The sequence below is a fragment of the Cupriavidus sp. 207A1 genome (assembly GCF_057798955.1).
In genome coordinates this window covers 92586-115704 of sequence record NZ_JBYOJO010000007.1, presented here as the reverse complement: position 1 = coordinate 115704, position 23119 = coordinate 92586, and the positions used below count along the sequence as shown (strand labels likewise).

Genomic DNA, 23119 nt, shown 5'->3' with positions numbered 1-23119 from the left:
CGGCCGTTACTTCTTCAGCACCAGGTCGCCCGGCAGCGACTCGATGTAGGCGGCCATGTCCTTCAGTTCCTTGCGCGTGAACGGGCGCGGCTTGCCGTCCTTGTCGGTGACTGCCGGGTTGGCATTGACCTGGCCGGCCATGATCGCGTTGGAACGGCCCACCAGCGCATTGCCCGACACCTGGTAGGACATCAGCGCGTGATACAGGTAGTCGGCATGCTGGCCGGCCAGCTTGGGGTAGTCGGGCGAGATCGGCTTGTTCATGCCGGCGCCATGGCAGGCCACGCAGTTGCCTTTTTCGACCAGGGTCTTGCCGTTGGCAAGGTCGGCGGCCGAGGCCGGCATGGCGGCAGCACCCAGCACGAGTGCGCCGAGCGCGAACGAAAGCGTCTTGAGCGTCTTCATGTGGGGGTCTCTTACTTGAGGGAATTGTTCTGCGTGCCGGCGTTCTGCTGCGAATAGTACGCCGCCACGTTGGCGATGTCCTGCTCGGTCAGCGTCGCGGCGATGCTGCGCATGGTGGGGTGCTTGCGCTCGCCCTTCTGGTAGGCCTTCAGCGCGTTCTCGATGTACTTGGCGCTCTGGCCGCCCAGCAGCGGGACTTCATAGATCTCGGGGAAGGACGCACGGTAGCCCGGGATGCCGTGGCATCCGATGCACATTGCAACCTTGTCCTTGGCAGCGTCTCCATTGCCCTTGACTTCCTGTGCCTGCACGGCCGTTGCAGCCGCGCCCAGCACCACCATCGTGAGGAGCTTTTTCATTGTCTTTGCGGATTGGAAGTTAAACCGTGTGACCTGCCCTGCCGGGCGGAGACGGTTTCAGAATGCTTCTGCGGAGCAACCAGGGCAGCCAGTCGGTTGGCCGGGGTGCAACCCGCCAGAGATGTCGCATCCGGTCGGTTTGCCGGGGAGTGGAACACCATTCTGGAACCACCTCGCGCAATCGCCGCGACCCGGAAGGGCCGCAGGGACTTCTGAACGCGGACTGCCGGATACTGGAGAACTGGACGTGGGGGCGCGTCAAACCGCCGCATTGTACCGCAGCCGGCACCTGCCAGTCCAGCCAGCGGCCGGCGCCGGCGGAACCCTGTCGGCGCGCCCCAACACGAACCGCAAAGGTCTTTTATACTGGCCCATCCCGGGGATCCGCACGACCGTTCGCAGACACTGCGCCAGCGGCACGCGGGCGCCCGCCACAGACCCTTGTTTCCATAACGAAAGCGCGCATCACAGCGCGAAGAGACCGCGCCCAGCACGCCAACCCGGCCCTCGCCCGCGAGCGGCCGCCACCTCAGGTTGCCTCATGTCAAACACCGCCAACGCTTCCGCCCAAGCCTCCTCCCAGCCGGTCCGCTTCGAAGGCAGCGACCAGTACGTTGCCACCGACGACCTCAAGCTCGCCGTCAATGCCGCGCGCACGCTGCAGCGCCCGCTGCTGATCAAGGGCGAGCCCGGCACCGGCAAGACCATGCTGGCCGAGGAAGTCGCCGCCGCGCTGGGCATGCCGCTGCTGCAATGGCATATCAAGTCGACCACCAAGGCACAGCAGGGCCTGTACGAGTACGACGCCGTGTCGCGCCTGCGCGACTCGCAGCTGGGCGACGACCGCGTCCACGACATCCGCAACTACATCGTCAAGGGCGTGCTGTGGCAGGCCTTCGAGGCCGACCAGCAGGTGGTGCTGCTGATCGACGAGATCGACAAGGCCGACATCGAATTCCCCAACGACCTGCTGCGCGAACTCGACCGCATGGAGTTCTATGTCTACGAGACGCGCGAGCTGGTCAAGGCCAAGCACCGCCCTCTGGTGATCATCACCTCGAACAACGAGAAGGAGCTGCCCGACGCCTTCCTGCGCCGCTGCTTCTTCCACTACATCAAGTTCCCCGATGCCGAGACGATGCAGCAGATCGTCGACGTGCACTACCCCGGCATCAAGCGCGAGCTGGTCGCCGCGGCGCTGGAATCGTTCTACGAGATGCGCAACCTGCCGGGCCTGAAGAAGAAGCCGTCGACGTCCGAGCTGATCGACTGGCTCAAGCTGCTGATGGCCGAGGACATCCCGCCCGAGGCACTGAAGAGCCCCGACAAGAAGGCCGCGATCCCGCCGCTGCATGGCGCGCTGCTGAAGAACGAGCAGGACGTGCACCTGTTCGAGCGCCTGGTGTTCATGAACCGCGCCAACCGCTGAGGCACCGCCCGCCATGACTGCGTTCGTCAAACCCGTCACGCTGGTGGGCCGGCACGTCACGCTGGAGCCGCTGCGCGCCGAGCATGCCGAGGGCCTGCGCGCCGCCTGTGCCGACGGCGAGCTGTGGAAGCTCTGGTACACCAGCGTGCCCGCGCCCGAGCGCATGGAGGCCGAGATCGCGCGGCGCCTGAGCCTGCAGGAACAGGGCTCGATGCTGCCGTTCGCGGTGCGCGACGCGGCCGGCGCGCTGGCCGGCATGACCACCTACATGAATATCGACGCGGCCAACCGGCGCGTGGAGATCGGCTCGACCTGGTATGCGCGCCGGGTCCAGCGCACGCCGCTCAATACCGAGTGCAAGTTGATGCTGCTGGGCCATGCCTTCGACCATCTCGACTGCATCGCGGTGGAATTCCGCACGCACTGGATGAACCAGCAAAGCCGCGCCGCGATTGCCCGCCTGGGCGCCAGGCAGGACGGCGTGCTGCGCAACCACATGCGCATGCCGGACGGCACGCTGCGCGACACCGTGGTGTTCTCGATCATCGCCAGCGAATGGCCGGCGGTGCGGCAACACCTGCAATTCCAGCTCGAGCGCCCGCGCTGACGCGCCGCGCCGACTGAAAGCGAGGCACCATGCTGATCGATTTCTTCTTCTCGCTGCGCCACGCCAAGCTGCCGGTTTCGGTCAAGGAATACCTGACCATGCTGGAAGCGCTCAAGGCGCAGGTCATCACGCCCTCCATCGACGAGTTCTACTACCTGTCGCGGATGACGCTGGTGAAGGACGAGAAGCACTTCGACAAGTTCGACCAGGCCTTCGCCGCCTACTTCAAGGGCGTGGACAGCCTGGTCGACTGGAAGTCCGACATCCCGCTCGACTGGCTGCAGAAGACGCTGGAGCGCGAGCTGTCGCCCGAGGAAAAGGCCAAGATCGAGGCCATGGGCGGCCTCGACAAGCTGATGGAGCGCCTCAAGCAGCTGCTCGAGGAGCAGAAGGAAAAGCACGAAGGCGGCAACAAGTGGATCGGCACCGGCGGCACCTCGCCGTTCGGCCATGGCGGCTACAACCCGGAGGGCATCCGCATCGGCGGCCCGTCCAAGGGCAACCGCACCGCGATCAAGGTGTGGGAGGCGCGCAGCTACAAGGACTATGACGACCAGGTCGAGCTGGGCACGCGCAACATCAAGGTCGCGCTGCGCCGGCTGCGCCGCTTCGCCCGCGAAGGCGCCGACACCGAGCTGGACCTCGACGACACCATCCACTCCACCGCGGCCAATGCCGGGCTGCTCGACATCAAGCTGCGGCCCGAGCGCCACAACAAGGTCAAGGTGCTGATGCTGATGGACGTGGGCGGCTCGATGGACGACCACATCAAGCGCGTCGAGGAGTTGTTCTCGGCCACGAAGACCGAGTTCAAGCACCTCGAGTACTACTACTTCCACAACTGCCTGTACGACTACGTGTGGAAGAACAACCGTCGCCGCCACGCCGAGAAGCTGGCGACCTGGGACCTGCTGCACAAGTACACGCCCGACTACAAGATCATCTTCGTCGGCGACGCCACCATGAGCCCGTACGAGATCCTGCAGCCCGGCGGCTCGGTCGAGTACAACAATGCCGAGGCCGGCGCGGTGTGGCTGAACCGCATGACCGAGCAGTTCCCGCACTTCGTCTGGCTCAACCCCGAACCCGAAGGGCTGTGGCAGTACCGGCAGTCGATCACGGTGATCAACCAGCTGATGAAGGGACGGATGTTCCCGGTCACGCTGGCGGGGCTGGAGCAGGCGATGAAGGTGCTGTCGAAGTAGGACTTGAAACGCGCAACGCGCGCCGCAGCCAACGCCGCGCCAATAAGGCTCCCCTCGCTCGCTTGCGGGAGAGGGGAGCAAACCACCGGCATGCTGCAACCTCTGACTCACCCGGGCCGCGCCAGATCCGCCCCCTCCATCACCCAGGCCCTGAACGTGCGCAGCGCCGGCAGGTGCTGCTTCTGCTCCGGATAGCACAGGTAATAGCCCTTCTTGGCCAGCACCTGGGCGGGGTGCGCCACCACCAGCGCGCCGCTGGCCAGCTCTGCCTCGATCAGGCACCGCGGGATCAGCGCGATGCCCAGTCCCGACAGCGCCGCCTGCGTCAGCAGCGAAAACTGGTCGAAGCGCGCCCCGCTCCAGGCGTCGCGCGTGGGCAGGCCCAGCGTGGCGAACCAGTCGGGCCAGGCCTCGGGCACGGTGGTGTGGTGCAGCAGCGGATAGCGCAGCAAGGCCGCCGGCGTCGGCGCGACGCCATCGGGCTCGGACGCCAGCAGGCCCGGCCGGCATACCGGCAAGACCTCGCGGCCGGTCATGTAGTCGGCCAGGCTGCCGGGCCAGACGCCATCGCCGAAGCGGATCGCGGCATCGAGATCCGGCTCTGAAAAATCATAGCCCTGCGCATGCGGCACGAACTCCAGCGTCACCTCCGGATGCCGCGCGAAGAACTGCGGCAGGCGCGGGATCAGCCACTTGGCGCCCAGCGTCGGCATGCTGGCGATATGCAGCACGCCGCCCCGCCCCTGCCCCGCCATCAACTCCACCGTGGCGGCTTCCAGCTCGTTCAGGCTGGGCGCGATGCGCTCGAGGTAGCGCTCGCCCGCGGGGGTCAGCACCAGCCGCTGGCGCACCCGCTCGAACAGCTCGACGCCGAGGTAGGCCTCGAGGCTGCGCACCTGCTTGCTGACCGCGCCCTGCGTGACATGCAGCTCACGGGCGGCTACGGTAAAGCTGTTATGGCGCGCTGCCGCCTCGAAGGCGTGCAACTCGATCAGCGACGGACATAGGCGTCGCATAAATCACCTCTACTTCACGACCAAATGGAATGAGCTAGGGATTTTATTTCGTTTGCGAGGGTCCTGCTTGCACGAGCAGAATCGTGAAAACGCCTTTGTCTCTTCCTTGATACCTTTCGCCACAAAGATCATGCAACGTCGCCACCTGCTCCGCGTCCTGGCCGCCACCTCGGCCGCCCTCGCCACCGGCCTGTCGTTCAGCGCCGCCGCCCAGTCCGGCTACCCGACCAAGCCGATCACGCTGGTGGTGCCGTTCCCCGCCGGCGGCACCACCGACATCGTCGCGCGCATCGTCGCCGACAAGCTCGGCCAGCAGCTGGGCCAGGCCGTGGTGGTCGACAACCGCGGCGGTGCCGGCGGCAGCATCGGCACCACCTTCCTGTCCAAGGCCGCGCCGGACGGCTATACGCTGGGCATCGCCACGGCCTCGACCCACGGCATCAATCCGGCGGTCTACCCGCGACTGTCCTACGATGCCACCAAGGACTTCACTCCCATCACCAACCTGGCCTCGGTGCCGAACGTGATGAGCATCCACCCGTCGGTCAAGGCCACCGACATGAAGTCGTTCATCGCGCTGGCGCAGGCGCAGCCCGGCAAGCTGGCCTATGGCTCGGCCGGCAACGGCAGCGTCTCGCACATGATGGGAGAGCTGTTCAAGCTGAGCAGCAAGACCGAACTGCTGCACGTGCCGTACAAGGGCGTGGGCCCGGCGCTGAACGACGCGCTGGCCGGCCAGGTGCAGGTGCTGTTCGACAACCTGCCGTCGTCGCTGCCGTTTATCGAAGGCGGCAAGCTGCGCGCGCTCGCGGTGGCGGCACCCAAGCGCGTGGCCGCGCTGCCCAATGTGCCGACCTTTGCCGAACTCGGCCTGGGCGAAGTCAACGACGCCGCCTGGTTCGGCCTGATCGCGCCGGCCAACCTGCCGGCCGACCTGCAGACCAAGCTGCATGCCGCCGCGGTCAAGGTGCTGGCACTGCCGGAAGTCAAGGCCAAGCTGGAGAAGCTCGGCGCCACGCCGGTGGGCGACACCCCGGCGCACTTTGCCGCGCAGATCAAGACCGAAGTCGCCAAGAACAAGCGCGTCGCCGCCGCCGCCAAGATCTCGCTCGACTGAACGCAACGCATACCATGACCGACACCGACCGAACCATCGCGGACAGTCCGTTCTGCCTGTACCAGCCCGAGGGCGAGCCAGCGGCGCTGTTCCTGGACTCGCCGCACAGCGCGACCACCTACCCGACGGACTTCCGCCCCGATCCCGCGCTGCCGCTGCCGCTGCTGCGCCAGGCCGAGGACACCTTTGTCGACGAGCTCTACGCCGGTGCCCCGGCGCGCGGCATCCCGCTGCTGTGCGCGGGTTTTCCGCGCAGCTACCTCGACGCCAACCGCGCGCTCGAGGAAATCGACGAAGCTTTGCTCGACGCGCCCTGGCCCGGCGCGAAGCAGGAGACCGCCAAGACCCGTCTGGGCAAGGGCCTGGTCTGGCGCGTGCTGGACACCGGCGAAGCCATCTACGACCGCAAGCTGAGCGTGGCCGAGGTGCAGGCGCGCATCGAACGCTGCTACCTGCCCTACTACGCGCAGCTGCAGAAGCTGGCCGAACGCGCCGTTGCCAGCCATGGCAGCGCCTGGCATATCAACTGCCACTCGATGCCCAGCCACGCCGCGCCGTTCGCGACTGAATTCCCCGGACTGGAGCATCCGGATTTCGTCGTCGGCGACCGCGACGGCACCACCTGCGACAAGCGCTTCACCGACCGGGTCGAGGGGCTGCTCAAGGAGATGGGCTACGAGGTCTGGCGCAACCACCCGTACAAGGGCGTCGAGATCGTGCGTGTGGTCGGACAGCCGCAGGCCGGCCGCCACAGCCTGCAGCTGGAGGTCAACCGCAAGCTCTACATGGACGAGGCCGGCCTCACGCATACCGCCGGCTTCGCCAAGCTGCGGCACGACCTGAACAGCCTGCTCGACGAACTGCTGCGCTTTACGCGCGCGATGCCGTCGCGCGTGGCCTGAAAAATCCTGTGCCCCCGGCCCGTCTGCGCCGCCGGGGCCAGCTTCGGAAACTTCGAGCCCGCGCCGGGATCACTTCGCGCGGGCGTTAGCGTGTCGGCCAGGCTTTAGAAGAATGGGTAACAAGATTTAGGAACTTTGGCAGATGGGTTTCCTCTATCATGGCAATCCTTTGCGAACCCATCCTGGCCGCCGGCCCCTGGCGCCGGCAGGCAATCCCAGGCAAGCACACACGCTCACAACGCTAACACCGTGATCCGACGAATCTCCGCAATGCTCGGCAGCCGGCTGCGCATGGTGGCCGCCGCCGTAGCCGGTGCGATCGCGCTGGCAGGCTGCGCCAACCTGCCGGACGAAGCCGCCGGCACCGCTGCCAGCCCGGCGCCGTCCCCTGCAACCGCCGCACCCGCCCCGGTACCCGCCCGCCCCGCAGCTCTCCCCGCCCCGGCCGCTTCCGCTTCGCCTCCCATCAAGACCATCAACCTGCCCGACCGCGGCCGCGTCAGCCTGTCCGAGTACCGCGCGCGCATGCGCGAGCAGCTGATGAAGACCGAGAACGCCAGCAGCGACGTGGCCGACTGCGCCGCGCACGCCAGCTGGGTGGTGCCGCGCTCGGCCACCTACGATGCGCTGAAGATCCCCACCGGCGCGCTCGCAGCGGGACAGGCCACCACCGAACCCTGGAGCGGGCGCTTCTCGCCGGGCAAGCAGGCGGTGCCGGTCAGCTCGGTGGTCACCTTCGCCGCCACCGCGCACAAGCGCAAGGGCAGCGACGACTGGCAGCCGGTGAAGGTGCGCTGCGGCTATGACGACGGCATGATGCTGGCTTACGAGCTGCTCGACAGCAGCGGCGCCACCATCAGCGAACCCGCGGCCGCGCCGGCGGTGCCCACCGCCACGCGCACCTCGGCCAGCAAGGGCCGCAAGGGGGCCAAGGGCAAGAGCACGGCGTCGAAGTCCGGCAAGGCCTCGGCATCGAAGTCGGTGAAGTCGAGCTCGGCCAAGTCGACGTCGGCCAAGGCGACCAGCAAGAGCAAGAAGAAGCAGTAGGGCCTCCGTTCGAGCGCTTGTGTTCTCGCCTCTTCCGCTTGCGGGAGAGGCGAGAAAACCACCAGCGTGCCGATGCCTCGGCTCAGCCCAGATAATCCAATATCGCCTGCAGCATCGCCGTTCCCAGCAGCGCGCTGCGCGCCCCGTTCCAGCCGACCGCCGGATCCGGCAGGTCGGCATTGTCCTTGAACGGCATCTCCAGCGTCAGCGCCAGGCAGCCGAAGGTATGGCCGATGTACTTGGACGCCAGCTTGAGCGCGTCGGCGTTGTACTTGCTGGCGGCGTAGCCGTGCACGTCCTGGAAGTCCGGCGAGGCCCGCTTGAAGGCCTCGATAAAGCGCTGCTGCTCGCGCCGGCGCGCTTCGGTGAAGCCCGGCAGCATCTCGCTGCCGGCGACGAAGTTGTACGGCAGGCCCTCGTCGCCATGGATATCGAAGAACATGTCGCAGCCGCTGGCTTCGATCGCGCGGCGCACGTGATAGACCTCGGGGCTGGACTCGGGGCTCGGCGCCATCCACTCGCGGTTCAGGTTGGCGCCCGCGGCGTTGGTGCGCAGGTTGCCGCGTGCCGAGCCGTCGGGGTTCATGTTCGGCACGATATGGAACACCGCGCGCTCGAGCAGCTTGCGTGCGACCGGGTCGCCCGCCCACACGCCGGTGCCGGTCAGCCGCTGCAGCACGCCCTCGACGAACCACTCGGCCATGCTCTCGCCCGGGTGCTGGCGCGCGATCATCCAGATGGTGGACTTGCCCGGTCCCGGCTCGCCGATGGTGACGCGCGTCATGTCGCGCCCGTCGACGGTGCTGCCCAGGTGCGACAGCCGCGCCAGCGGCGAGCGCTGGCAGCTCGCCAGCAGCGACAGGTGGCGCTCGTCCGGATAAGGCTCGAAATACGCGAACCAGATGCTGTCGTGCTCGGGCGTGACTTCCACCGTCATCACCTGGCCGTCGAAACGCGTCGGCACGCGGAACCAGTTGGCGCGGTCGTACGACGCCACCGCGCGGTAGTCGCGCCAGCCGTCCGGATAGGTGCAGTCGCCCGCGTTCAGGAAATGCATGCGGCAGGCCTGCCCGGCCGCGCCCTGCAGCCGGAAATGGAACCACTGGCGGAAGTCGGCATGCGAGTCGGCACGGATGCGCAGGCGGATATCGTCGGCGCGGTCGAGCGCCTCGACCTCGATGGCACCGGAATCGAAATGCGAAGAGATATGCAGCATGGCTGGCGGTCTCGTGGCGATGGGTTCAGGACGCGTGGTCAGTCTTCGAGGCGACGGCGGAACACCCAGCGGGTCGCGTCCGAGGCCGCCTGGTCGAAGGCATAGCCGTCTTCGGCGAAGCGCTTGAGCTTCTCCGGCTCGGTCACGCGGTGCGTCACGGCGTAGCGCGCCATGGTGCCGCGCGCGCGCTTGGCGTGGAACGAAATGATCTTGTAGCGGCCGCCCTTCCAGTCCTCGAACACCGGCGTGACGATGCGCGCCTGCAGCACCTTGGGCCGCACCACCTTGAAATACTCTTCCGAGGCCAGGTTGACGAGCACCGGCGCGCCCTCCTGCTTGAGCTCGGCCATGTCGGCGTTGAGCATCTGCGTGACGTCGTCGCCCCAGAACGCGTACAGGTCCTTGCCGGCGGCATTGTCCAGGCGCGTGCCCATTTCGAGCCGGTACGGCTGCATCCAGTCCAGCGGGCGCAGCACGCCGTACAGGCCGGACAGGATGCGCAGGTGCTTCTGCGCAAAGCCAAGCTCGTCGGCCGACAGCGATTTGGCGTCGAGGCCGTCGTAGACGTCGCCGTTGAAGGCCAGCACCGCCTGCTTGCTGTTGGCCGCGGTGAAGGTCGGCGACCAGTCGGCGTAGCGCGTCACGTTGAGCACCGCGAGCTTGTCCGAGATGTCCATCAGCGCGCCCACGTCCTGCGGCGCCAGCCGGCGCAGGCGCTCGATCAGCGCGGCGGAACGGTCGATGAAGCGCGGCAGCGTGTGGGTCTTGATGCGGGCGGGAGTCTCGTAGTCCAGCGACTTGGCGGGAGACAAAACAATGAGCATGGCAAAATCGCGGCAGTAGCCAAGGACAAACAAGCCCAGATTGTAGCGAATGCGCCTCGACACCACCGCAACCACCCCGCCCGCCGGCACTGCCGGGGACGCCGGCCGCCCCGCCGGCATCACATCCGCGCCGCGCGTGGTGCTGGATTCCAATATCTGGGTGGACCTGCTGGTCTTCCAGGACCCGCATGTCGAGCCGATCCGCGCCGCGCTGGAAGCCGGCACCATCGCCCCGGTGATCCGCGCCGACTGCCGCGAGGAGCTGCGCCGGGTGCTGGCCTATCCGCAATTTGCCCGTTTTGAAATCGATATCGGCGCCGCGCTGGCCACCGTCGACCGCCTCGCCAGCCTCGAAGCGGCACCGCCGCAGGCGGACTGCGACGCGCTGCGCCTGCCGCGCTGCAAGGACACCGACGACCAGAAGTTCGTCGAGCTGGCACACTTTGCCGGCGCCGCCTGCCTGGTGTCGAAGGACAAGGCCGTGCTCAAGCTGCGCAGCCGCCTGCGCCGCAGCAGCGGCGTGGAAGTGATGACGCCGCCGGCGTTCGCCGCCTGGCTGGCCGCGCTGGACCCGGCCACGGCCGCCGATCCGCTTTAGAATGGCGGCTCGCGGCGCCGCCCTGCGCCGCCGCACACCTGCCTACCGTCCCCACTGCATTGACTCGCGCCCTATGTCCGCAGACACCACGCTCGCCCCACTGACGCCGCCGCCGTCGCGCCTGCCCAACGTCGGCACCACCATCTTCACCGTGATGTCGGCGCTCGCCGCCGAAAAGAACGCGGTCAACCTGGGCCAGGGCTTCCCGGACTTCGACTGCGACCCGAGCATCGTCGATGCCGTGGCCGGTGCCATGCGCGCCGGCCATAACCAGTACCCGCCGATGGCGGGCGTGCCGCGCCTGCGCCAGGCCATCGCCGCCAAGATCGCCAGCCTGTATGACCACCAGTACAGCTGGGACAGCGAGATCACGGTCACCGCGGGCGCCACGCAAGGCATCCTGACCGCGATCCTGTGCGCAGTGCATCCGGGCGACGAGGTGATCGTGCTGGAGCCGTGCTACGACAGCTACCTGCCGGCGATCGAACTGGCCGGCGCCACCGCGGTGCCGGTCGCGCTGGAAGCGCCCGCGTTCCGCGTGCCCTTCGACAAGCTCGCCGCCGCGATCACGCCGCGCACGCGCATGATCCTCATCAACACGCCGCACAACCCCACCGGCACGATCTGGCGCGCGGGCGACATGGACCAGCTGGCGCAGATCCTGGCCGGCACCGACATCCTGCTGCTGTCGGACGAGGTCTACGAACACATGGTCTACGACGGCCAGCAGCATGAATCGGTGTCGCGCCATCCCGAACTGGCGCGCCGCAGCTTCGTCATCTCCAGCTTCGGCAAGACCTATCACGTGACCGGCTGGAAGGTCGGTTACGTGGCGGCACCGGCCGCACTGATGGCGGAGTTCCGCAAGGTGCACCAGTTCAACGTGTTCACGGTGAACACGCCGGTGCAGCACGGCCTCGCCGACTACATGGCCGATGCCGCGCCCTACCTGCAGCTGTCGGCGTTCTACCAGGCCAAGCGCGATTTTTTCCGCGCGGGTCTGGCGGGCTCGCGCTTCAAGCTGCTGCCGTCGGACGGCACGTATTTCCAGTGCGTCGACTATTCCGCCATCTCGGACCTGAGCGAGGCCGACTTCGCCATGTGGCTGACGCGCGAGATCGGCGTGGCCGCGATTCCGGTCTCGGCCTTCTATTCGCAGCCGCGCGAATCGGGCGTGGTGCGCTTCTGCTTCGCGAAGAAGGAAGAGACGCTGGCGCTGGCGCTGGAGCGGCTGGGGAAGCTTTGAAGTAAATCGAAAACGCCCGCGGATCGCGGGCGTATTTGCATCTGAGGGCGTGTTTCTCGCCTTTCCCGCAAGCGGGCGAGGGAGTACACAAGCGGCAAGCCGAACCCCTTACTTCCTCCGGCTCATCATCAGCTCGGTATTCGCCTTGCGGTCCGCATTGACCTTCTGCACCGACTCGCGCTGCGACAGCGTCTTCAGGTAGTCCTTGACCGGCAGCTCCGCCAGCATGTCGGTGCCGTAGATGATCTTGGTGCACGACGACACCAGCGGCAGGTGCACCGCGGCGGCGCAATCGGCCAGCGTGAAGCGGTCGCCGGCGATGTACGGCGAAAACTTCGCCAGGCTGGCGAAGGCGGGGATATAGCGGCTCAGCAGCTTGTGCTGGCGCTCCTTGACCCCGTCGCTGACCTTGCCGCCGAAGAAGGCTTCCGGGTACAGCTCGCGCGCGGTCAGCTCCAGGTAGAGCTCCAGGAACACGATGATCTCGCGCACCTTGGCCGCCTGGTACGGGTCGGCCGGCAGCAGCGGCGTCTGCGGATACGCCGCTTCGACGTATTCGGCGATGGCCTCGGACTCGCACAGCGGGCCGGATTCGGTGATGATGTAGGGCACCTTGCCCGCCGGCGTCGCCGCCGGGTCGGTCTCGCCGATCCAGGCCAGCACCTCTTCGAACGGCACGTTCTTTTCCAGCAGCGCCAGCTTCACTTTGTTGTAGTAGTTGCTGGCGGCAAATCCGCAGAGCTTCAGCATGTCGTCTGTCTCCGTTATGGGATGGGTTCCCGCATCGAATCGCGTGGAACGGGGGATTGTGGACCATCCAGCGTCTTCAGTGAACCGGCTGGCCGATCAGCGCACGCGGCCTGCCCCGCCGGTCTGTCGCGGAAGGTGCAAAAAACGTACGATCGTGCTAATTTAACCACAACTTTTGGGACGAATGATGAGCACTTTCACCATCGATACGCTGGGTATCGTCGGCACCGGCGCCATGGGCCGGGGCATCGCGCAGATCGCCGCGCAGGCAGGCCTGACCGTCAACCTGTACGACGCCAACCCGCAGGCGGTGGAAGCCGCGCGCAAGTATCTGCAGGACACGCTGGCCAAGCTCGCCGACAAAGGCAAGCTCAGCGCCGCCGACGCCGAGGCCGCGCTGGCCCGCGTCAAGCCCTGCGGTGCGCTGGAAGACCTGGCCGGCTGCGACATGGTGCTCGAAGCCATCGTCGAAAAGCTGGAGGTCAAGCGTGACCTGGTGGCCAAGCTCGAAGCCATCCTGCGCGAAGACGCCATCATCGCCTCGAACACCTCGTCGCTGTCGATCACCGCGATCGCGGTCGGTTCGAAGCACCCCGGCCGCATCGCCGGCTATCACTTCTTCAACCCGGTGCCGCTGATGAAGGTGGTCGAGGTCATCGACGGCCTGTCGGGCAACCCGGCGGTGGGCGACGCGCTGATGGCGCTGTCGCGCCGCATGGGCCATACGCCGGTGCGCTGCAAGGATATGCCGGGCTTTATCGTCAACCATGCCGGCCGCGGCATGAATATCGAAGGCCTGAAGGTCGCGCAGGAAGGCGTGGCCGAGTTTGCCGACATCGACAACATCATGCGCGAGCAGGCCGGCTTCCGCATGGGCCCGTTCGAGCTGATGGACCTGACCGGGCTGGACGTGTCGCACCCGGTGATGGAATCGATCTACAACCAGTTCTACCAGGAGCCGCGCTACCGTCCGTCGCCGATCACCGCGATCCGCGCGGTCGGCGGGCTGATCGGGCGCAAGGCCGGCGCCGGCTTCTACGCCTACGCCGATGGCCAGAAGCAGGTGCCGGCCGCCGCCGCGGTGCCAAGCGCGCGCCCGTCGAGCGTGTGGGTCAGCCACGCCAGCGAGCGCGGCCACGCCATGGTCACCAAGCTGCTGGGCGCGCTCGGCGTGACCCCGGAAGGCGGCAACCAGCCCTCGGCCGACGCGCTGATCATCGTCACGCCGCTGGGCCTGGACGCCACCACCAGCGCGCTGCAGCAGGGCCTGGACCCGGCCCGCACCGTCGCCATCGACACGCTGCTGCCGTTCGAGGCCACTAAACGCCGCACGCTGATGACCACGCCGGCCACCAGCGCCGCCGCGCGCGACGCCGCGCACGGCCTGTTCGCCAGCGACGGCGTGCCGGTCACGGTGATCCGCGACTCCGCCGGCTTCGTTGCCCAGCGCGTGCTCTGCTGCATCATCAACATCGCCAGCGATATCGCGCAGCAGCGCATCGCCACGCCGGCCGACATCGACCTGGCCGTGAACCTGGGCCTGGGTTACCCCAAGGGCCCGCTGGCGCTCGGCGACGCGGTCGGTCCGCAACTGGTGCTGGAAACGCTGCGCAACATGGAAGCGCTGACCGGCGACATGCGCTATCGCCCGAGCCCGTGGCTGTGGCGCCGTGCCGGCCTGGGCCTGTCGCTGCTGGCCGAAGAGCAGTAACCGGCCTGTCGTCCGCCTCCGCCCTCACCGAGCCCCCGCCCATGCCCGCACAGCTGCTTTCCCACCGCGTCGATTCGACGCTGGTGCTGACCATCTCGAACCCGGAGGCGCGCAATGCGCTGCACCCGGACATCTACGCGGCCTCGCAACAGGCGCTGGAACAGGCCGCGGCGGATGACTCGCTGCGCGCGGTCATCATTACCGGCGCCGACGGCATCTTCTGCGCCGGCGGCAACCTGAACCGGCTGCTCGGCAACCGCAGCCAGCCGCCCGAGGTGCAGGCCGCCAGCATCGCGCTGCTGAACGGCTGGATCGAGTCGCTGCACGCCTTTCCCAAGCCGATCATCGCGGCGGTGGAAGGCGCGGCCGCGGGCGCGGGCTTCTCGGTGGTGCTGGCTTGCGACTTCGTGGTGGCGGCGAGCGATGCGAAGTTCGTGATGGCCTACGTCTCGGTGGGCCTGACGCCCGACGGCGGCGGCTCGTACGAGATCGCACGCGCACTGCCGCGGCCGCTGGCGAGCGAACTGATGATGGAAGGCAAGCCGGTCGACGCCAACCGGCTGGCGCAGTTCGGCCTGGTCAACCGCGTTACCGGGCCGGGCCAGGCGCTGGACGAAGCGCTGCGCCTGGCATCGGGCCTGGCACGGCAGTCGCCGCACGCGGTGGGCCGCATCAAGGCGCTGATCAACCATGCCGCCACGGCGTCGCGCGCCGAGCATCTGCTGGCCGAGCGCAACAGCTTCGTGGCCGCGCTGCACCACCCCGACGGCGGCGAAGGCATCAGCGCCTTCCTGGAGAAGCGCAAGCCGCAATACCGCTGATCCGCGCGGGCGGATCATCCACACGGCGAGCCCGCGCAGACGGGCATGCCGGCACAATGCAAGGAGACCACGCATGGAATTGCCGCCGTCCTCGCGTCGCCGCATCTACCTGATGCGGCATGGTGCCGTGTCTTACTTCGACGACGCCGGCCGCCGCACCGCCCTGCCCGAGCTGGTGCCGCTGAACGAGACCGGCCGCATGCAGGCCACTGCCGCCGGCCGCGCCTTTGCCGCGGAGCAGATCCGCTTCGACCGCGTCATCGTCAGCGGCCTGCCGCGTACGGTCGAGACTGCACAGCGCGTGCTGGCCGAGCTGCCGGAGATGGACGGCATCGCCCCCGAAGTCTGGCCGGAACTGCAGGAAATCCGCGGTGGCGACCTGGCCGCGATCGCCAGCGAAGACTTGCGCGATGCCTTCGTCGGCGCCTTCGAAGGCGAAGTGCCCGAAGCCAAGCGCTTTCTCAACGGCGAGACCATCGGTGCCTTCCTGGACCGCGTGCTGCCCGCGCTGGCGCGCCTGCGAGACGACCCCGACTGGGATACCGTGCTGATGGTGCTGCATGGCGGCACCAACCGCGCCATCCTGTCGCAGGCCATCACCTGCGGGCGGCGCGTGTTCTTCGGCTCGCTGCTGCAGACCGCCGGCTGCATCAATGTGCTCGACATGGGCGACGGCCCGCTCGACTGGGTGGTGCGCATGACCAACTATTCGCCGCCCACGCCCGTGCACAGCGGCTCGCGCCACACCACCATGGAAGTGCTGCTGCACCAGTATTTGCGCGGACGCCAGCCGCCCGGCTGAGCTTCCCCGCCCCCGATTTCCTCATCGAACCCGAACAGAAAACACCCAACGGAGACAGCATGACCAGCAACGTATCGCACTTCGAAGGCACGCGCCCGGTGGCCGAGCAGCAGCGTTTCGACACCGCCGCGCTGGAAGCCTGGATGCGCCAGCACGTGGAGGGCTTTGCCGGCCCGCTGACCGTGGAGCAGTTCAAGGGCGGCCAGTCCAACCCGACCTTCAAGCTGGTGACGCCGGGGCAGACCTACGTGATGCGCGCCAAGCCCGGCCCCAAGAGCAAGCTGCTGCCGTCCGCGCACGCGATCGAACGCGAGTACCGCGTGATGGCCGCGCTGGCCGGCACCGATGTGCCGGTGGCGCGCATGTATGCGCTGTGCGAGGACGAATCCGTGATCGGGCGCGCCTTCTACATCATGGAATTCGTCGCCGGACGCGTGCTGTGGGACCAGTCGCTGCCGGGCATGGGCACGGCCGAGCGCAGCGCCATCTACGACGAGATGAACCGCGTCATCGCCGCGCTGCACTCGGTCGACTACAACGCCATCGGCCTGGGCGACTACGGCAAGCCCGGCAATTACTTCCAGCGCCAGATCGAGCGCTGGACCAAGCAGTACAAGCTGTCCGAGACCGAATCGATCCCGGCCATGGACGCGCTGATGGACTGGCTGCCGCAGCATATCCCGCAGGAAGACGCCGACCTGACCTCGATCGTGCATGGCGACTACCGCCTCGACAACCTGATGTTCCACCCGACCGAGCCGCGCGTGCTGGCTGTGCTGGACTGGGAATTGTCCACGCTGGGCCACCCGATGGCCGACTTCAGCTACCACTGCATGAGCTGGCATATCGCCCCGGGCCAGTTCCGCGGCATCGCCGGCCTCGACTTCGCCGCGCTCGGCATCCCCGACGAAGCCAGCTACCGCCGCCTGTACGAGCAGCGCACCGGCCGTCCCATCACCGGCGACTGGAATTTCTACCTGGCCTTCAGCATGTTCCGCATCGCCGGCATCCTGCAGGGCATCATGAAGCGCGTGGTCGACGGCACCGCCTCGTCGGCGCAGGCCACCGACGCCGGCAAGCGCGCGCGGCCGATGGCCGAGATGGGGTGGGAGTATGCGAAGAAGGCGAAGGGCTGAGGGCTGAGGGCTGAGGGCTGAGCCGAATAGAGTAAGGCCTTGCCGATGATTTGCCCCCCTCTCCCGCTTGCGGGAGAGGGGCTGGGAGAGAGGGCAGGCACTGGCATACCGGCACGTCTCACTTCGTCGCTACTCCCGCCCTCTCCCCAACCCTCTTCCGCAAGCGGGAGAGGGAGTACACAGTCGGCATCTGGCAGACTGTGCAGCACGTAGCACGCCGCCAGTCTCAATCCCCCAGCGCCACCCCCTCACGCCGCGGATCCGCCCCGCCTGCCCACACCATCTTCCCATCCGGTCCCTGGCGGCGCACGATCGCCTGCGTGCCGCTGGTCATCTCGATAGCCGTCACCTGGTGGCCGCGCGCCTGCAGTGCCTGCACCAGCCCCGGCGACACCAGACCTTGCTCCACTTCGGTCGGGCCGTTGCGGCTGCCGAAGTTCCCCATGCCGATCGCCACCTGCGGGTCCAGGTTCCAGTCGAGCATGCCGACCAGGGCCTTGGATACGTACTCGATGATCTGCGAGCCGCCCGGCGAACCGACCGTTGCCACCAGCTGGCCGCTCTGGCGGTCGAACACCAGCGTCGGCGCCATCGACGAGCGCGGGCGCTTGCCCGGCTGCACGCGGTTGGCCACCGGCTTGCCGTTTTCGCTGGGCACGAAGGAGAAGTCGGTGAGCTGGTTATTGAGCATGAAGCCGCGCACCATCAGATGCGAGCCGAAGTACGACTCGATCGTGGTGGTCATGGAAATGGCGCCGCCGCGGTCGTCGACCGCGACGATCTGCGAGGTGGAAACGCGCGGCGGCGAGCGGTCCGGCGCGTAGGCCACCGTGGCGCCCGGCGGCGTGCCCGGCTGGGCCTTGCCCATGCTCTGCTCGCCGATCAGATCGGCGCGCGCGGCAAGGTAGGACGGGTTGACCATGCCGCTCACGTCGACCGGCACGAAATCCGCATCGGCGACGTACAGGCCGCGGTCGGCATAAGCCAGCCGGTCGGCCTCGGCAATCGCATGGACGGCATCGGGATGGGCTTCCAGCTGCGCCGGCGTGTTCACGGCCTGCGGCTTTAGCGCCGCCAGCGCGTATTTGGGATTCTTGGTTTCCAGCGCCTGCAGCGTGCCGAGGATCTGCGCGATGGCGATGCCGCCCGACGACGGCGGCGGCATGCCGCAGACCTTATAGCGCTTGTAGTCGGTGCATACCGGCACGCGCTGCTTGGCGCGGTAGCTGCCCAGGTCGGCCAGCGACAGCGAGCCGGCATTGCTGCCGTTGTTGACCTTGGCCACGATGTCGCGCGCGATCGGGCCGCCGTAGAGCACGCCCGCGCCGCGCCGGGCTATGTCGCGCAGCGTCTGCGCCAGCTTCGGGTTCTTCAGCACCGTGCCGGCCGGCTTGGGCTTGCCCTGGCCATCGAGGAAGTAGGCGGCCATCTCCGGCGAACCGGCCAGGAACTTGTCTGCCGCGACCTGCGTGTAGAGCCGCTGCGAGATCGGGAAGCCCTTCTCCGCCAGCTCGATGGCGGGCTGGAACAGCCTGGCCCAGGGCAGGCGGCCGTGCTTGCGGTGGACCATCTCCAGCGCGCGCATCACGCCGGGCGTGCCGACCGAGCGCCCGCCGATCTGCGCCTCGCTGAACGACATGGGCTTGCCGTCGGGGCGCATGAACAGGTTCTCGCTGGCGCCGGCGGGGGCGGTCTCGCGGCCATCGAAGGCCTGCACGTTCTTGCCGTCCCAGTACATGATGAAGGCGCCGCCGCCGATGCCGGTGGCCTGCGGCTCGACCAGCGTCAGCACCGCCTGCATGGCGATGGCGGCATCGATGGCCGAGCCGCCCTGGCGCAGCATGACGCGCCCGGCCTCGGTGGCGAGCGGATTGGCCGCCGCGGCCATATGGCGCTGCGCATAGACGGTGGTCAGGCCGGGGCGGTAGCCGGAGGACACCTCCGGCGCAGGGGGCATCGCCGCCGGCGGAGTCGCCGCTGCCGGCGCAGTGGAGGCCGCCGGGGTGGCAGGGCCTTCGCCCGGGGTACCACAGGCACCGAGCAGCGCCGACAGGGCCAGCGCCAGCGCGCCGCGCCACGCCATCGAAGTGAGGTCTGGGTGAGCCATGCGATATCTCCGGCAGAGGGATCCAACGATTGTAGTGTCGATCGGAGCATCCCGCGAGGACGGAAGTCTGGCGCCCGACACATCCGCTCCCTGGCAGCCGGCACGAAAAAATATTCCGCCCGCCTCAACCCCACTCCTCCGCGTGGCCCGTTACATCGACAAGCCGTCCACGCCAACGCCCTGCCCGCGGCCTTCCAGGAGAACAACATGCAACCACGCGCACCGGTCCTTCTTTCCAGCCTTGCCGCCGCCCTGGCGCTTGTGCTGGCCGCTTGCGGAGGCCCTTCGCGGCCGCTGCCGGAGCAGACTTCCCAGCCGGCGTCGCCGGCGATGGCCCCGGCGCCGCGCCCCGACCATGACCACGCCGCCAGGGCAGCCCAGTCCAAACCCGTCGCGGAAATGCACAGCATCGAACCCCACGCCACGCTGGCAATGCCGCACCCTTACCCCTTGCCGGCACCCGCGCCAGAAGAGCGCGAACGCTACGGCGCCATCGACGAGAACGGCGTCCGGCTGGTGGCCCAGGCGCCGGTGTCCACTTTCAGCATCGATGTCGATACCGGCAGCTACAGCAACGTGCGGCGCCTGCTCAATGCCGGCCGGGTGCCGCCGGCCGATGCGGTGCGCGTGGAAGAACTGCTGAACTACTTCCCCTACGACTATGCCCAGCCCGCCGACGGCCGCCCGTTCGCCGTGCACACCGCGCTGGCGCCGGCGCCCTGGCACCCGTCCAATGTGCTGCTGCGCATCGGCATCAAGGGCAAGGACGTGGCCAGCGGCGCGCTGCCCGCGGCCAACCTGGTGTTCCTGGTGGACGTGTCGGGCTCGATGAACGCGCCGGACAAGCTGCCGCTGCTGAAGTCCTCGCTCAAGCTGCTGGTGAACCAGTTGCGCGCGCAGGACCGCATCACGCTGGTCACCTACGCCGGCAGCACGCGCGTGGCATTGCCGCCCACGCCGGGCAGCGACAAGGCCGCGATTAGCGCCGCCATCGACCAGCTGGTGGCGGGCGGCAGCACCGCCGGCGCCAGCGGCATTGCACTCGCCTACCAGGCCGCGCAGCAGAGCTATATCGCCGGCGGCATCAACCGCGTGCTGCTGGCCACCGACGGCGACTTCAACGTGGGCGTGACCGACTTCCGCCAGCTCAGGAGCATGGTGGAGGACAAGCGCAAGTCCGGGGTGTCGCTGTCGACGCTGGGCTTCGGCACCGGCAACTACAACGAGCAGCTGATGGAGCAGCTGGCCGATGCCGGCGACGGCGCCTACTCCTACATCGACAACCTGATGGAAGGCAACAAGGTGCTGGTCAGCGAGATCAGCTCGACGCTGGCGACAATTGCGCGCGACGTGAAGATACAGGTCGAGTTCAACCCGGCCACGGTGACGGAGTACCGGCTGATCGGCTATGAGAACCGCATGCTGGCGCGCGAGGATTTCAACAACGACAAGGTCGACGCCGGCGATATCGGCGCGGGCCATACCGTGACCGCGCTGTACGAGCTGACGCTGGCGGGGCAGCCCGGGCTGGTCGACCCGCTGCGCTACCAGCGCGCGGCGCCGGCGCGGGGGCGCGATGGCGAGCTGGCGCATGTGCGGCTGCGCTACAAGCTGCCGGCGGCCAGCACCAGCCAGTTGCTGGATGTCACCGTGGCGCGGCAGGCGCTGCGTCCGCTGGCCCAGGGCGACGACGACTTCCGCTTTGCCGCGGCGGTGGCCGGCTTCGGCCAGGTGCTGCGCGGCGGCAGGTTCACCGGCGACTGGCGCCACGCCGACGCGCGCGCACTGGCGCAAGGCGCGCGCGGCGCCGACCGCTTCGGCTACCGCGGGGAATTCGTCAAGCTGGTGGACCTGGCGCAGAGCCTGGCCACGATCACGCCGGCTGCCTCCGGTGGCAACGACCCGGCCACGCGTGCGGCCCGTTGAGCCCCGCATAATCGCCACGCAGCGCAGGGCGGTGCGGATTGTCGCGCCGCCTGGCACTCTCCTATACTCGGGCGCATGCAGGCTTCCGACCCCGCTCCTTCCTCCGCCCCCGGTGCCGCACTGGCGGCACTGCCCGACCACGACCTGATGCTGCTGGTCGCGGGCGGCATCATCGAGCAGCCGGTCACCGAGCTGTTCCGCCGGCATAACGCCGGCCTCTACAACTACCTGGCCTGGTTGTGCCAGGGCAATACCGGCGAAGCCGAGGACCTCGCGCAGAAGACCTGGGTCAAGCTGATGACCCGCTGCGGCGACTACCAGCCGAGCGCGGCGTTCCGCACCTTCCTGTTCCAGATCGCGCGCAATGCCTGGCTCGACCAGGTGCGCAGCGCCGATGCGCGCCAGCGCGATGCGCTGGATGAACAGCTGCCCGAGCTGCCCGCCGGCGACCTGTCGCCGGAAGCCGAACTGCAGCTGCGACAGCATGCGCAGCACGTCCACCGCGCGCTGCTGCAGTTGCCGGTCGCGCAGCGCGAAGTGGTGGTGCTGCGCTTCTTCAGCAATATGAGCGTCGAAGAAATTGCCGCAATGCTTGGCGAGAAGTTCGAGACCGTGAAGAGCCGGCTGCGCTATGCCTTTGCGCGCCTGCGCGCGGACCTGGCGGGCAGCGTGCCGGAGTCGGGGCCATGAGCGCGGGCAACGCCGCATCGCAGGCGGCCGAACGTTTCATCGCGGGCGAGGACCGGCTCTCGGCCCTGCTGAAAGCACTTCCGCCCTACCCGCCGCCGGCGGCACTGGAAGCCGCCGTGCTTGCTGCCGCGCGCGCCGCGCAGGAGCAAGCCGGGCGCCACCAGGCCGAGGCCGCGGCACTGCCCTTTGCCGCGCCGCCGGCACTGGCCGCGGCCGTGCTGGAAGAAGCCGCGCGCCTGCAGGCGGCCCAGTCGGCGCGGCGCGATGCGGTGCTGGCTCGGGTGGCCGCCGGCGCCGCCGCGGAGGACGTGCTCGGCGCGCGCCTCGGTCCGGATGCGGCGGCGTGGCTGCGGGCACAGGCTGCGGATTCGACACGAAACGCCGCACGACCCGCCACGATGGAGCAGTCCACGCATGCCGCGCGCGCGCGCCGGTGGTGGCGTTCGCTCGGACTGGTCGCCAGCGTCGCGGCGGTGGCCGGACTGACCACCAGCATCGTGCTGCGGCAGATCGACGATGGCGCGCTAATGCCGGCGGGGACGGCCGAGATGGCGGCGACCGAGATGGCCGCGCCCGCGCCAACGCCGGCAGCGACGGCTGCACCATCGCCGCCCTTGCCGGAAACCGCCGCAGCACCGCCCCCCAAACCCGCAGCCCCGGCCGCCAAGGCAGTTGCACCTGCTGCCCGCCCGGCACCCCGCGCAGCGCCTGGCACGGAGGCCATCCGAAGCGTTCCGCGCGAACCCGCGCTGGATAGCGAGGCCCCGGCACAAGCGAACCCGCCTGCGCCGCCCGCGCCGGCGATCGCTGCCGCGCCGCAGGCACCCGCTGACGCAGCCATCGCGGAAGCCGCACCATCGGCGCCCGCGCCTGCCGCACCGTCCGCCTATGCGCGCAAGGCTGTCCCCGCGATGGCTTCGCGCGCACCGGCTGCGGCGTCCGCCCTGACCGTCTCGACCCAGGACGATCCCGCGGCCATCGCGGCGCGCCTGGGCACGGCAGCGCCGCTCAGGCTGTGGGCAGCCGAGCCCGACCATGTGGAGATCCGGGAATGGGCGCAACGGCTGTGGCAGGCGATGCCGGCGGGACAGCGCCCGCCCGTGCCGGTTGCGGTGCAGGCCGACCCCGCCCTGGCGCCAGGCCAGGTGCGGATCGAGCTGCGTGGAGAGTTTCCGCCCGGCGCGCCGCAATGAGCGCGCCGCGGC

General features: G+C 68.4%; 22 protein-coding genes. 15 read left to right on the top strand and 7 right to left on the bottom strand.

Features of this window, described 5'->3' with window-relative positions:
* Positions 1 to 6 precede the first annotated feature (6 nt).
* Together AC3FMM_RS14735 and AC3FMM_RS14730 are read right to left on the bottom strand one after the other, a co-directional pair.
* On the bottom strand, positions 7 to 405 hold the full coding sequence (locus AC3FMM_RS14735; RefSeq protein WP_012352395.1) for a c-type cytochrome: 399 nt from the start codon (positions 403 to 405) through the stop codon (positions 7 to 9).
* Between the two features lie 11 nt (positions 406 to 416).
* On the bottom strand, positions 417 to 764 hold the full coding sequence (locus AC3FMM_RS14730; RefSeq protein ID WP_012352394.1) for a c-type cytochrome: 348 nt from the start codon (positions 762 to 764) through the stop codon (positions 417 to 419).
* Positions 765 to 1305: 541 nt separating this feature from the next.
* Between AC3FMM_RS14730 and AC3FMM_RS14725 the strand changes: the two genes are divergently transcribed.
* The 3 genes from AC3FMM_RS14725 to AC3FMM_RS14715 are packed head-to-tail and all read left to right on the top strand — an operon-like array spanning position 1306 to position 4005.
* Positions 1306 to 2193, top strand: a complete 888-nt coding sequence (locus tag AC3FMM_RS14725; RefSeq protein WP_012352393.1) for an AAA family ATPase — start codon at positions 1306 to 1308, stop codon at positions 2191 to 2193.
* A gap of 13 nt (positions 2194 to 2206) precedes the next feature.
* Positions 2207 to 2800 (top strand): GNAT family N-acetyltransferase, encoded by a 594-nt coding sequence (locus tag AC3FMM_RS14720; protein ID WP_488686872.1) that lies wholly within the window; start codon positions 2207 to 2209, stop codon positions 2798 to 2800.
* 29 nt (positions 2801 to 2829) lie between these two features.
* On the top strand, positions 2830 to 4005 hold the full coding sequence (locus AC3FMM_RS14715) for a vWA domain-containing protein (RefSeq protein ID WP_115708845.1): 1176 nt from the start codon (positions 2830 to 2832) through the stop codon (positions 4003 to 4005).
* A gap of 107 nt (positions 4006 to 4112) precedes the next feature.
* Here the strand turns inward: AC3FMM_RS14715 and AC3FMM_RS14710 are convergent, their stop codons facing one another.
* Entirely contained in the window at positions 4113 to 5021 is a 909-nt protein-coding gene (locus AC3FMM_RS14710; protein WP_488686871.1) for a LysR substrate-binding domain-containing protein, read from the bottom strand.
* A 130-nt stretch (positions 5022 to 5151) separates the two neighbouring features.
* Here AC3FMM_RS14710 and AC3FMM_RS14705 point away from each other — a divergent pair, with 130 nt between their 5' ends.
* The 3 genes from AC3FMM_RS14705 to AC3FMM_RS14695 all read left to right on the top strand — a co-directional run bounded on the left by AC3FMM_RS14705 (position 5152) and on the right by AC3FMM_RS14695 (position 8087).
* Positions 5152 to 6138 carry a tripartite tricarboxylate transporter substrate binding protein BugE gene (locus AC3FMM_RS14705; protein ID WP_115679867.1) on the top strand — a complete coding sequence of 329 codons (987 nt, stop codon included), beginning with the start codon at positions 5152 to 5154 and terminating at the stop codon, positions 6136 to 6138.
* 14 nt (positions 6139 to 6152) lie between these two features.
* Positions 6153 to 7040 carry an N-formylglutamate amidohydrolase gene (locus AC3FMM_RS14700; RefSeq protein WP_115679866.1) on the top strand — a complete coding sequence of 296 codons (888 nt, stop codon included), beginning with the start codon at positions 6153 to 6155 and terminating at the stop codon, positions 7038 to 7040.
* A gap of 249 nt (positions 7041 to 7289) precedes the next feature.
* Positions 7290 to 8087 (top strand): BspC domain-containing protein, encoded by a 798-nt coding sequence (locus AC3FMM_RS14695; RefSeq protein ID WP_373429496.1) that lies wholly within the window; start codon positions 7290 to 7292, stop codon positions 8085 to 8087.
* 82 nt (positions 8088 to 8169) lie between these two features.
* Here AC3FMM_RS14695 and AC3FMM_RS14690 read toward each other — a convergent pair whose 3' ends face one another.
* Together AC3FMM_RS14690 and yaaA are read right to left on the bottom strand one after the other, a co-directional pair.
* Positions 8170 to 9303: a M14 family metallopeptidase gene (locus tag AC3FMM_RS14690; protein WP_116294731.1), complete on the bottom strand. Its 1134-nt coding sequence runs from the start codon at positions 9301 to 9303 to the stop codon at positions 8170 to 8172.
* 38 nt (positions 9304 to 9341) lie between these two features.
* Entirely contained in the window at positions 9342 to 10127 is a 786-nt protein-coding gene (gene yaaA / locus AC3FMM_RS14685) for a peroxide stress protein YaaA (RefSeq protein ID WP_115711604.1), read from the bottom strand.
* Positions 10128 to 10176: 49 nt separating this feature from the next.
* Here yaaA and AC3FMM_RS14680 point away from each other — a divergent pair, with 49 nt between their 5' ends.
* Both AC3FMM_RS14680 and AC3FMM_RS14675 read left to right on the top strand, forming a co-directional pair.
* The gene (locus AC3FMM_RS14680; RefSeq protein WP_116312346.1) at positions 10177 to 10725 is read left to right on the top strand and encodes a PIN domain-containing protein; all 549 of its coding nucleotides are present in this window, start codon (positions 10177 to 10179) and stop codon (positions 10723 to 10725) included.
* A 73-nt stretch (positions 10726 to 10798) separates the two neighbouring features.
* On the top strand, positions 10799 to 11971 hold the full coding sequence (locus tag AC3FMM_RS14675) for a pyridoxal phosphate-dependent aminotransferase (RefSeq protein ID WP_115708838.1): 1173 nt from the start codon (positions 10799 to 10801) through the stop codon (positions 11969 to 11971).
* Positions 11972 to 12079: 108 nt separating this feature from the next.
* On the opposite strand, the gene AC3FMM_RS14670 is transcribed toward AC3FMM_RS14675, so the two are convergent.
* Positions 12080 to 12721 carry a glutathione S-transferase gene (locus AC3FMM_RS14670; protein ID WP_115708836.1) on the bottom strand — a complete coding sequence of 214 codons (642 nt, stop codon included), beginning with the start codon at positions 12719 to 12721 and terminating at the stop codon, positions 12080 to 12082.
* A 187-nt stretch (positions 12722 to 12908) separates the two neighbouring features.
* Between AC3FMM_RS14670 and AC3FMM_RS14665 the strand changes: the two genes are divergently transcribed.
* The 4 genes from AC3FMM_RS14665 to AC3FMM_RS14650 all read left to right on the top strand — a co-directional run bounded on the left by AC3FMM_RS14665 (position 12909) and on the right by AC3FMM_RS14650 (position 17191).
* Positions 12909 to 14432 (top strand): 3-hydroxyacyl-CoA dehydrogenase, encoded by a 1524-nt coding sequence (locus AC3FMM_RS14665; protein WP_488686870.1) that lies wholly within the window; start codon positions 12909 to 12911, stop codon positions 14430 to 14432.
* Between the two features lie 41 nt (positions 14433 to 14473).
* Entirely contained in the window at positions 14474 to 15253 is a 780-nt protein-coding gene (locus tag AC3FMM_RS14660) for an oxepin-CoA hydrolase, alternative type (protein ID WP_488686868.1), read from the top strand.
* A gap of 73 nt (positions 15254 to 15326) precedes the next feature.
* Entirely contained in the window at positions 15327 to 16055 is a 729-nt protein-coding gene (locus AC3FMM_RS14655) for a histidine phosphatase family protein (protein ID WP_116312343.1), read from the top strand.
* A 59-nt stretch (positions 16056 to 16114) separates the two neighbouring features.
* Positions 16115 to 17191: a phosphotransferase gene (locus tag AC3FMM_RS14650; protein ID WP_115679858.1), complete on the top strand. Its 1077-nt coding sequence runs from the start codon at positions 16115 to 16117 to the stop codon at positions 17189 to 17191.
* Between the two features lie 226 nt (positions 17192 to 17417).
* On the opposite strand, the gene ggt is transcribed toward AC3FMM_RS14650, so the two are convergent.
* On the bottom strand, positions 17418 to 19298 hold the full coding sequence (ggt, locus tag AC3FMM_RS14645) for a gamma-glutamyltransferase (RefSeq protein WP_488686867.1): 1881 nt from the start codon (positions 19296 to 19298) through the stop codon (positions 17418 to 17420).
* A gap of 207 nt (positions 19299 to 19505) precedes the next feature.
* Between ggt and AC3FMM_RS14640 the strand changes: the two genes are divergently transcribed.
* The 3 genes from AC3FMM_RS14640 (at position 19506) to AC3FMM_RS14630 (ending at position 23107) form a co-directional block, all read left to right on the top strand.
* The gene (locus AC3FMM_RS14640) at positions 19506 to 21224 is read left to right on the top strand and encodes a vWA domain-containing protein (protein WP_488686866.1); all 1719 of its coding nucleotides are present in this window, start codon (positions 19506 to 19508) and stop codon (positions 21222 to 21224) included.
* A gap of 75 nt (positions 21225 to 21299) precedes the next feature.
* Entirely contained in the window at positions 21300 to 21914 is a 615-nt protein-coding gene (locus AC3FMM_RS14635; RefSeq protein ID WP_473703068.1) for a sigma-70 family RNA polymerase sigma factor, read from the top strand.
* Positions 21911 to 23107 (top strand): hypothetical protein, encoded by a 1197-nt coding sequence (locus AC3FMM_RS14630; RefSeq protein WP_488686865.1) that lies wholly within the window; start codon positions 21911 to 21913, stop codon positions 23105 to 23107. Before AC3FMM_RS14635 ends, AC3FMM_RS14630 begins: the two co-directional genes overlap by 4 nt.
* Positions 23108 to 23119: the final 12 nt, after the last annotated feature.

Coding starts and splice junctions, on each gene's coding strand:
- yaaA (WP_115711604.1), bottom strand. CDS start 10,127: ATGCTCATTGTTTTGTCTCCCGCCAAGTCGCTGGACTACGAGACTCCC.
- AC3FMM_RS14640 (WP_488686866.1), top strand. CDS start 19,506: ATGCAACCACGCGCACCGGTCCTTCTTTCCAGCCTTGCCGCCGCCCTG.
- AC3FMM_RS14690 (WP_116294731.1), bottom strand. CDS start 9,303: ATGCTGCATATCTCTTCGCATTTCGATTCCGGTGCCATCGAGGTCGAG.
- AC3FMM_RS14635 (WP_473703068.1), top strand. CDS start 21,300: ATGCAGGCTTCCGACCCCGCTCCTTCCTCCGCCCCCGGTGCCGCACTG.
- AC3FMM_RS14715 (WP_115708845.1), top strand. CDS start 2,830: ATGCTGATCGATTTCTTCTTCTCGCTGCGCCACGCCAAGCTGCCGGTT.
- AC3FMM_RS14730 (WP_012352394.1), bottom strand. CDS start 764: ATGAAAAAGCTCCTCACGATGGTGGTGCTGGGCGCGGCTGCAACGGCC.
- AC3FMM_RS14735 (WP_012352395.1), bottom strand. CDS start 405: ATGAAGACGCTCAAGACGCTTTCGTTCGCGCTCGGCGCACTCGTGCTG.
- AC3FMM_RS14665 (WP_488686870.1), top strand. CDS start 12,909: ATGAGCACTTTCACCATCGATACGCTGGGTATCGTCGGCACCGGCGCC.
- AC3FMM_RS14630 (WP_488686865.1), top strand. CDS start 21,911: ATGAGCGCGGGCAACGCCGCATCGCAGGCGGCCGAACGTTTCATCGCG.
- AC3FMM_RS14680 (WP_116312346.1), top strand. CDS start 10,177: ATGCGCCTCGACACCACCGCAACCACCCCGCCCGCCGGCACTGCCGGG.
- AC3FMM_RS14655 (WP_116312343.1), top strand. CDS start 15,327: ATGGAATTGCCGCCGTCCTCGCGTCGCCGCATCTACCTGATGCGGCAT.
- AC3FMM_RS14725 (WP_012352393.1), top strand. CDS start 1,306: ATGTCAAACACCGCCAACGCTTCCGCCCAAGCCTCCTCCCAGCCGGTC.
- AC3FMM_RS14700 (WP_115679866.1), top strand. CDS start 6,153: ATGACCGACACCGACCGAACCATCGCGGACAGTCCGTTCTGCCTGTAC.
- AC3FMM_RS14720 (WP_488686872.1), top strand. CDS start 2,207: ATGACTGCGTTCGTCAAACCCGTCACGCTGGTGGGCCGGCACGTCACG.
- AC3FMM_RS14710 (WP_488686871.1), bottom strand. CDS start 5,021: ATGCGACGCCTATGTCCGTCGCTGATCGAGTTGCACGCCTTCGAGGCG.
- AC3FMM_RS14660 (WP_488686868.1), top strand. CDS start 14,474: ATGCCCGCACAGCTGCTTTCCCACCGCGTCGATTCGACGCTGGTGCTG.
- AC3FMM_RS14650 (WP_115679858.1), top strand. CDS start 16,115: ATGACCAGCAACGTATCGCACTTCGAAGGCACGCGCCCGGTGGCCGAG.
- AC3FMM_RS14670 (WP_115708836.1), bottom strand. CDS start 12,721: ATGCTGAAGCTCTGCGGATTTGCCGCCAGCAACTACTACAACAAAGTG.
- AC3FMM_RS14705 (WP_115679867.1), top strand. CDS start 5,152: ATGCAACGTCGCCACCTGCTCCGCGTCCTGGCCGCCACCTCGGCCGCC.
- ggt (WP_488686867.1), bottom strand. CDS start 19,298: ATGGCTCACCCAGACCTCACTTCGATGGCGTGGCGCGGCGCGCTGGCG.
- AC3FMM_RS14675 (WP_115708838.1), top strand. CDS start 10,799: ATGTCCGCAGACACCACGCTCGCCCCACTGACGCCGCCGCCGTCGCGC.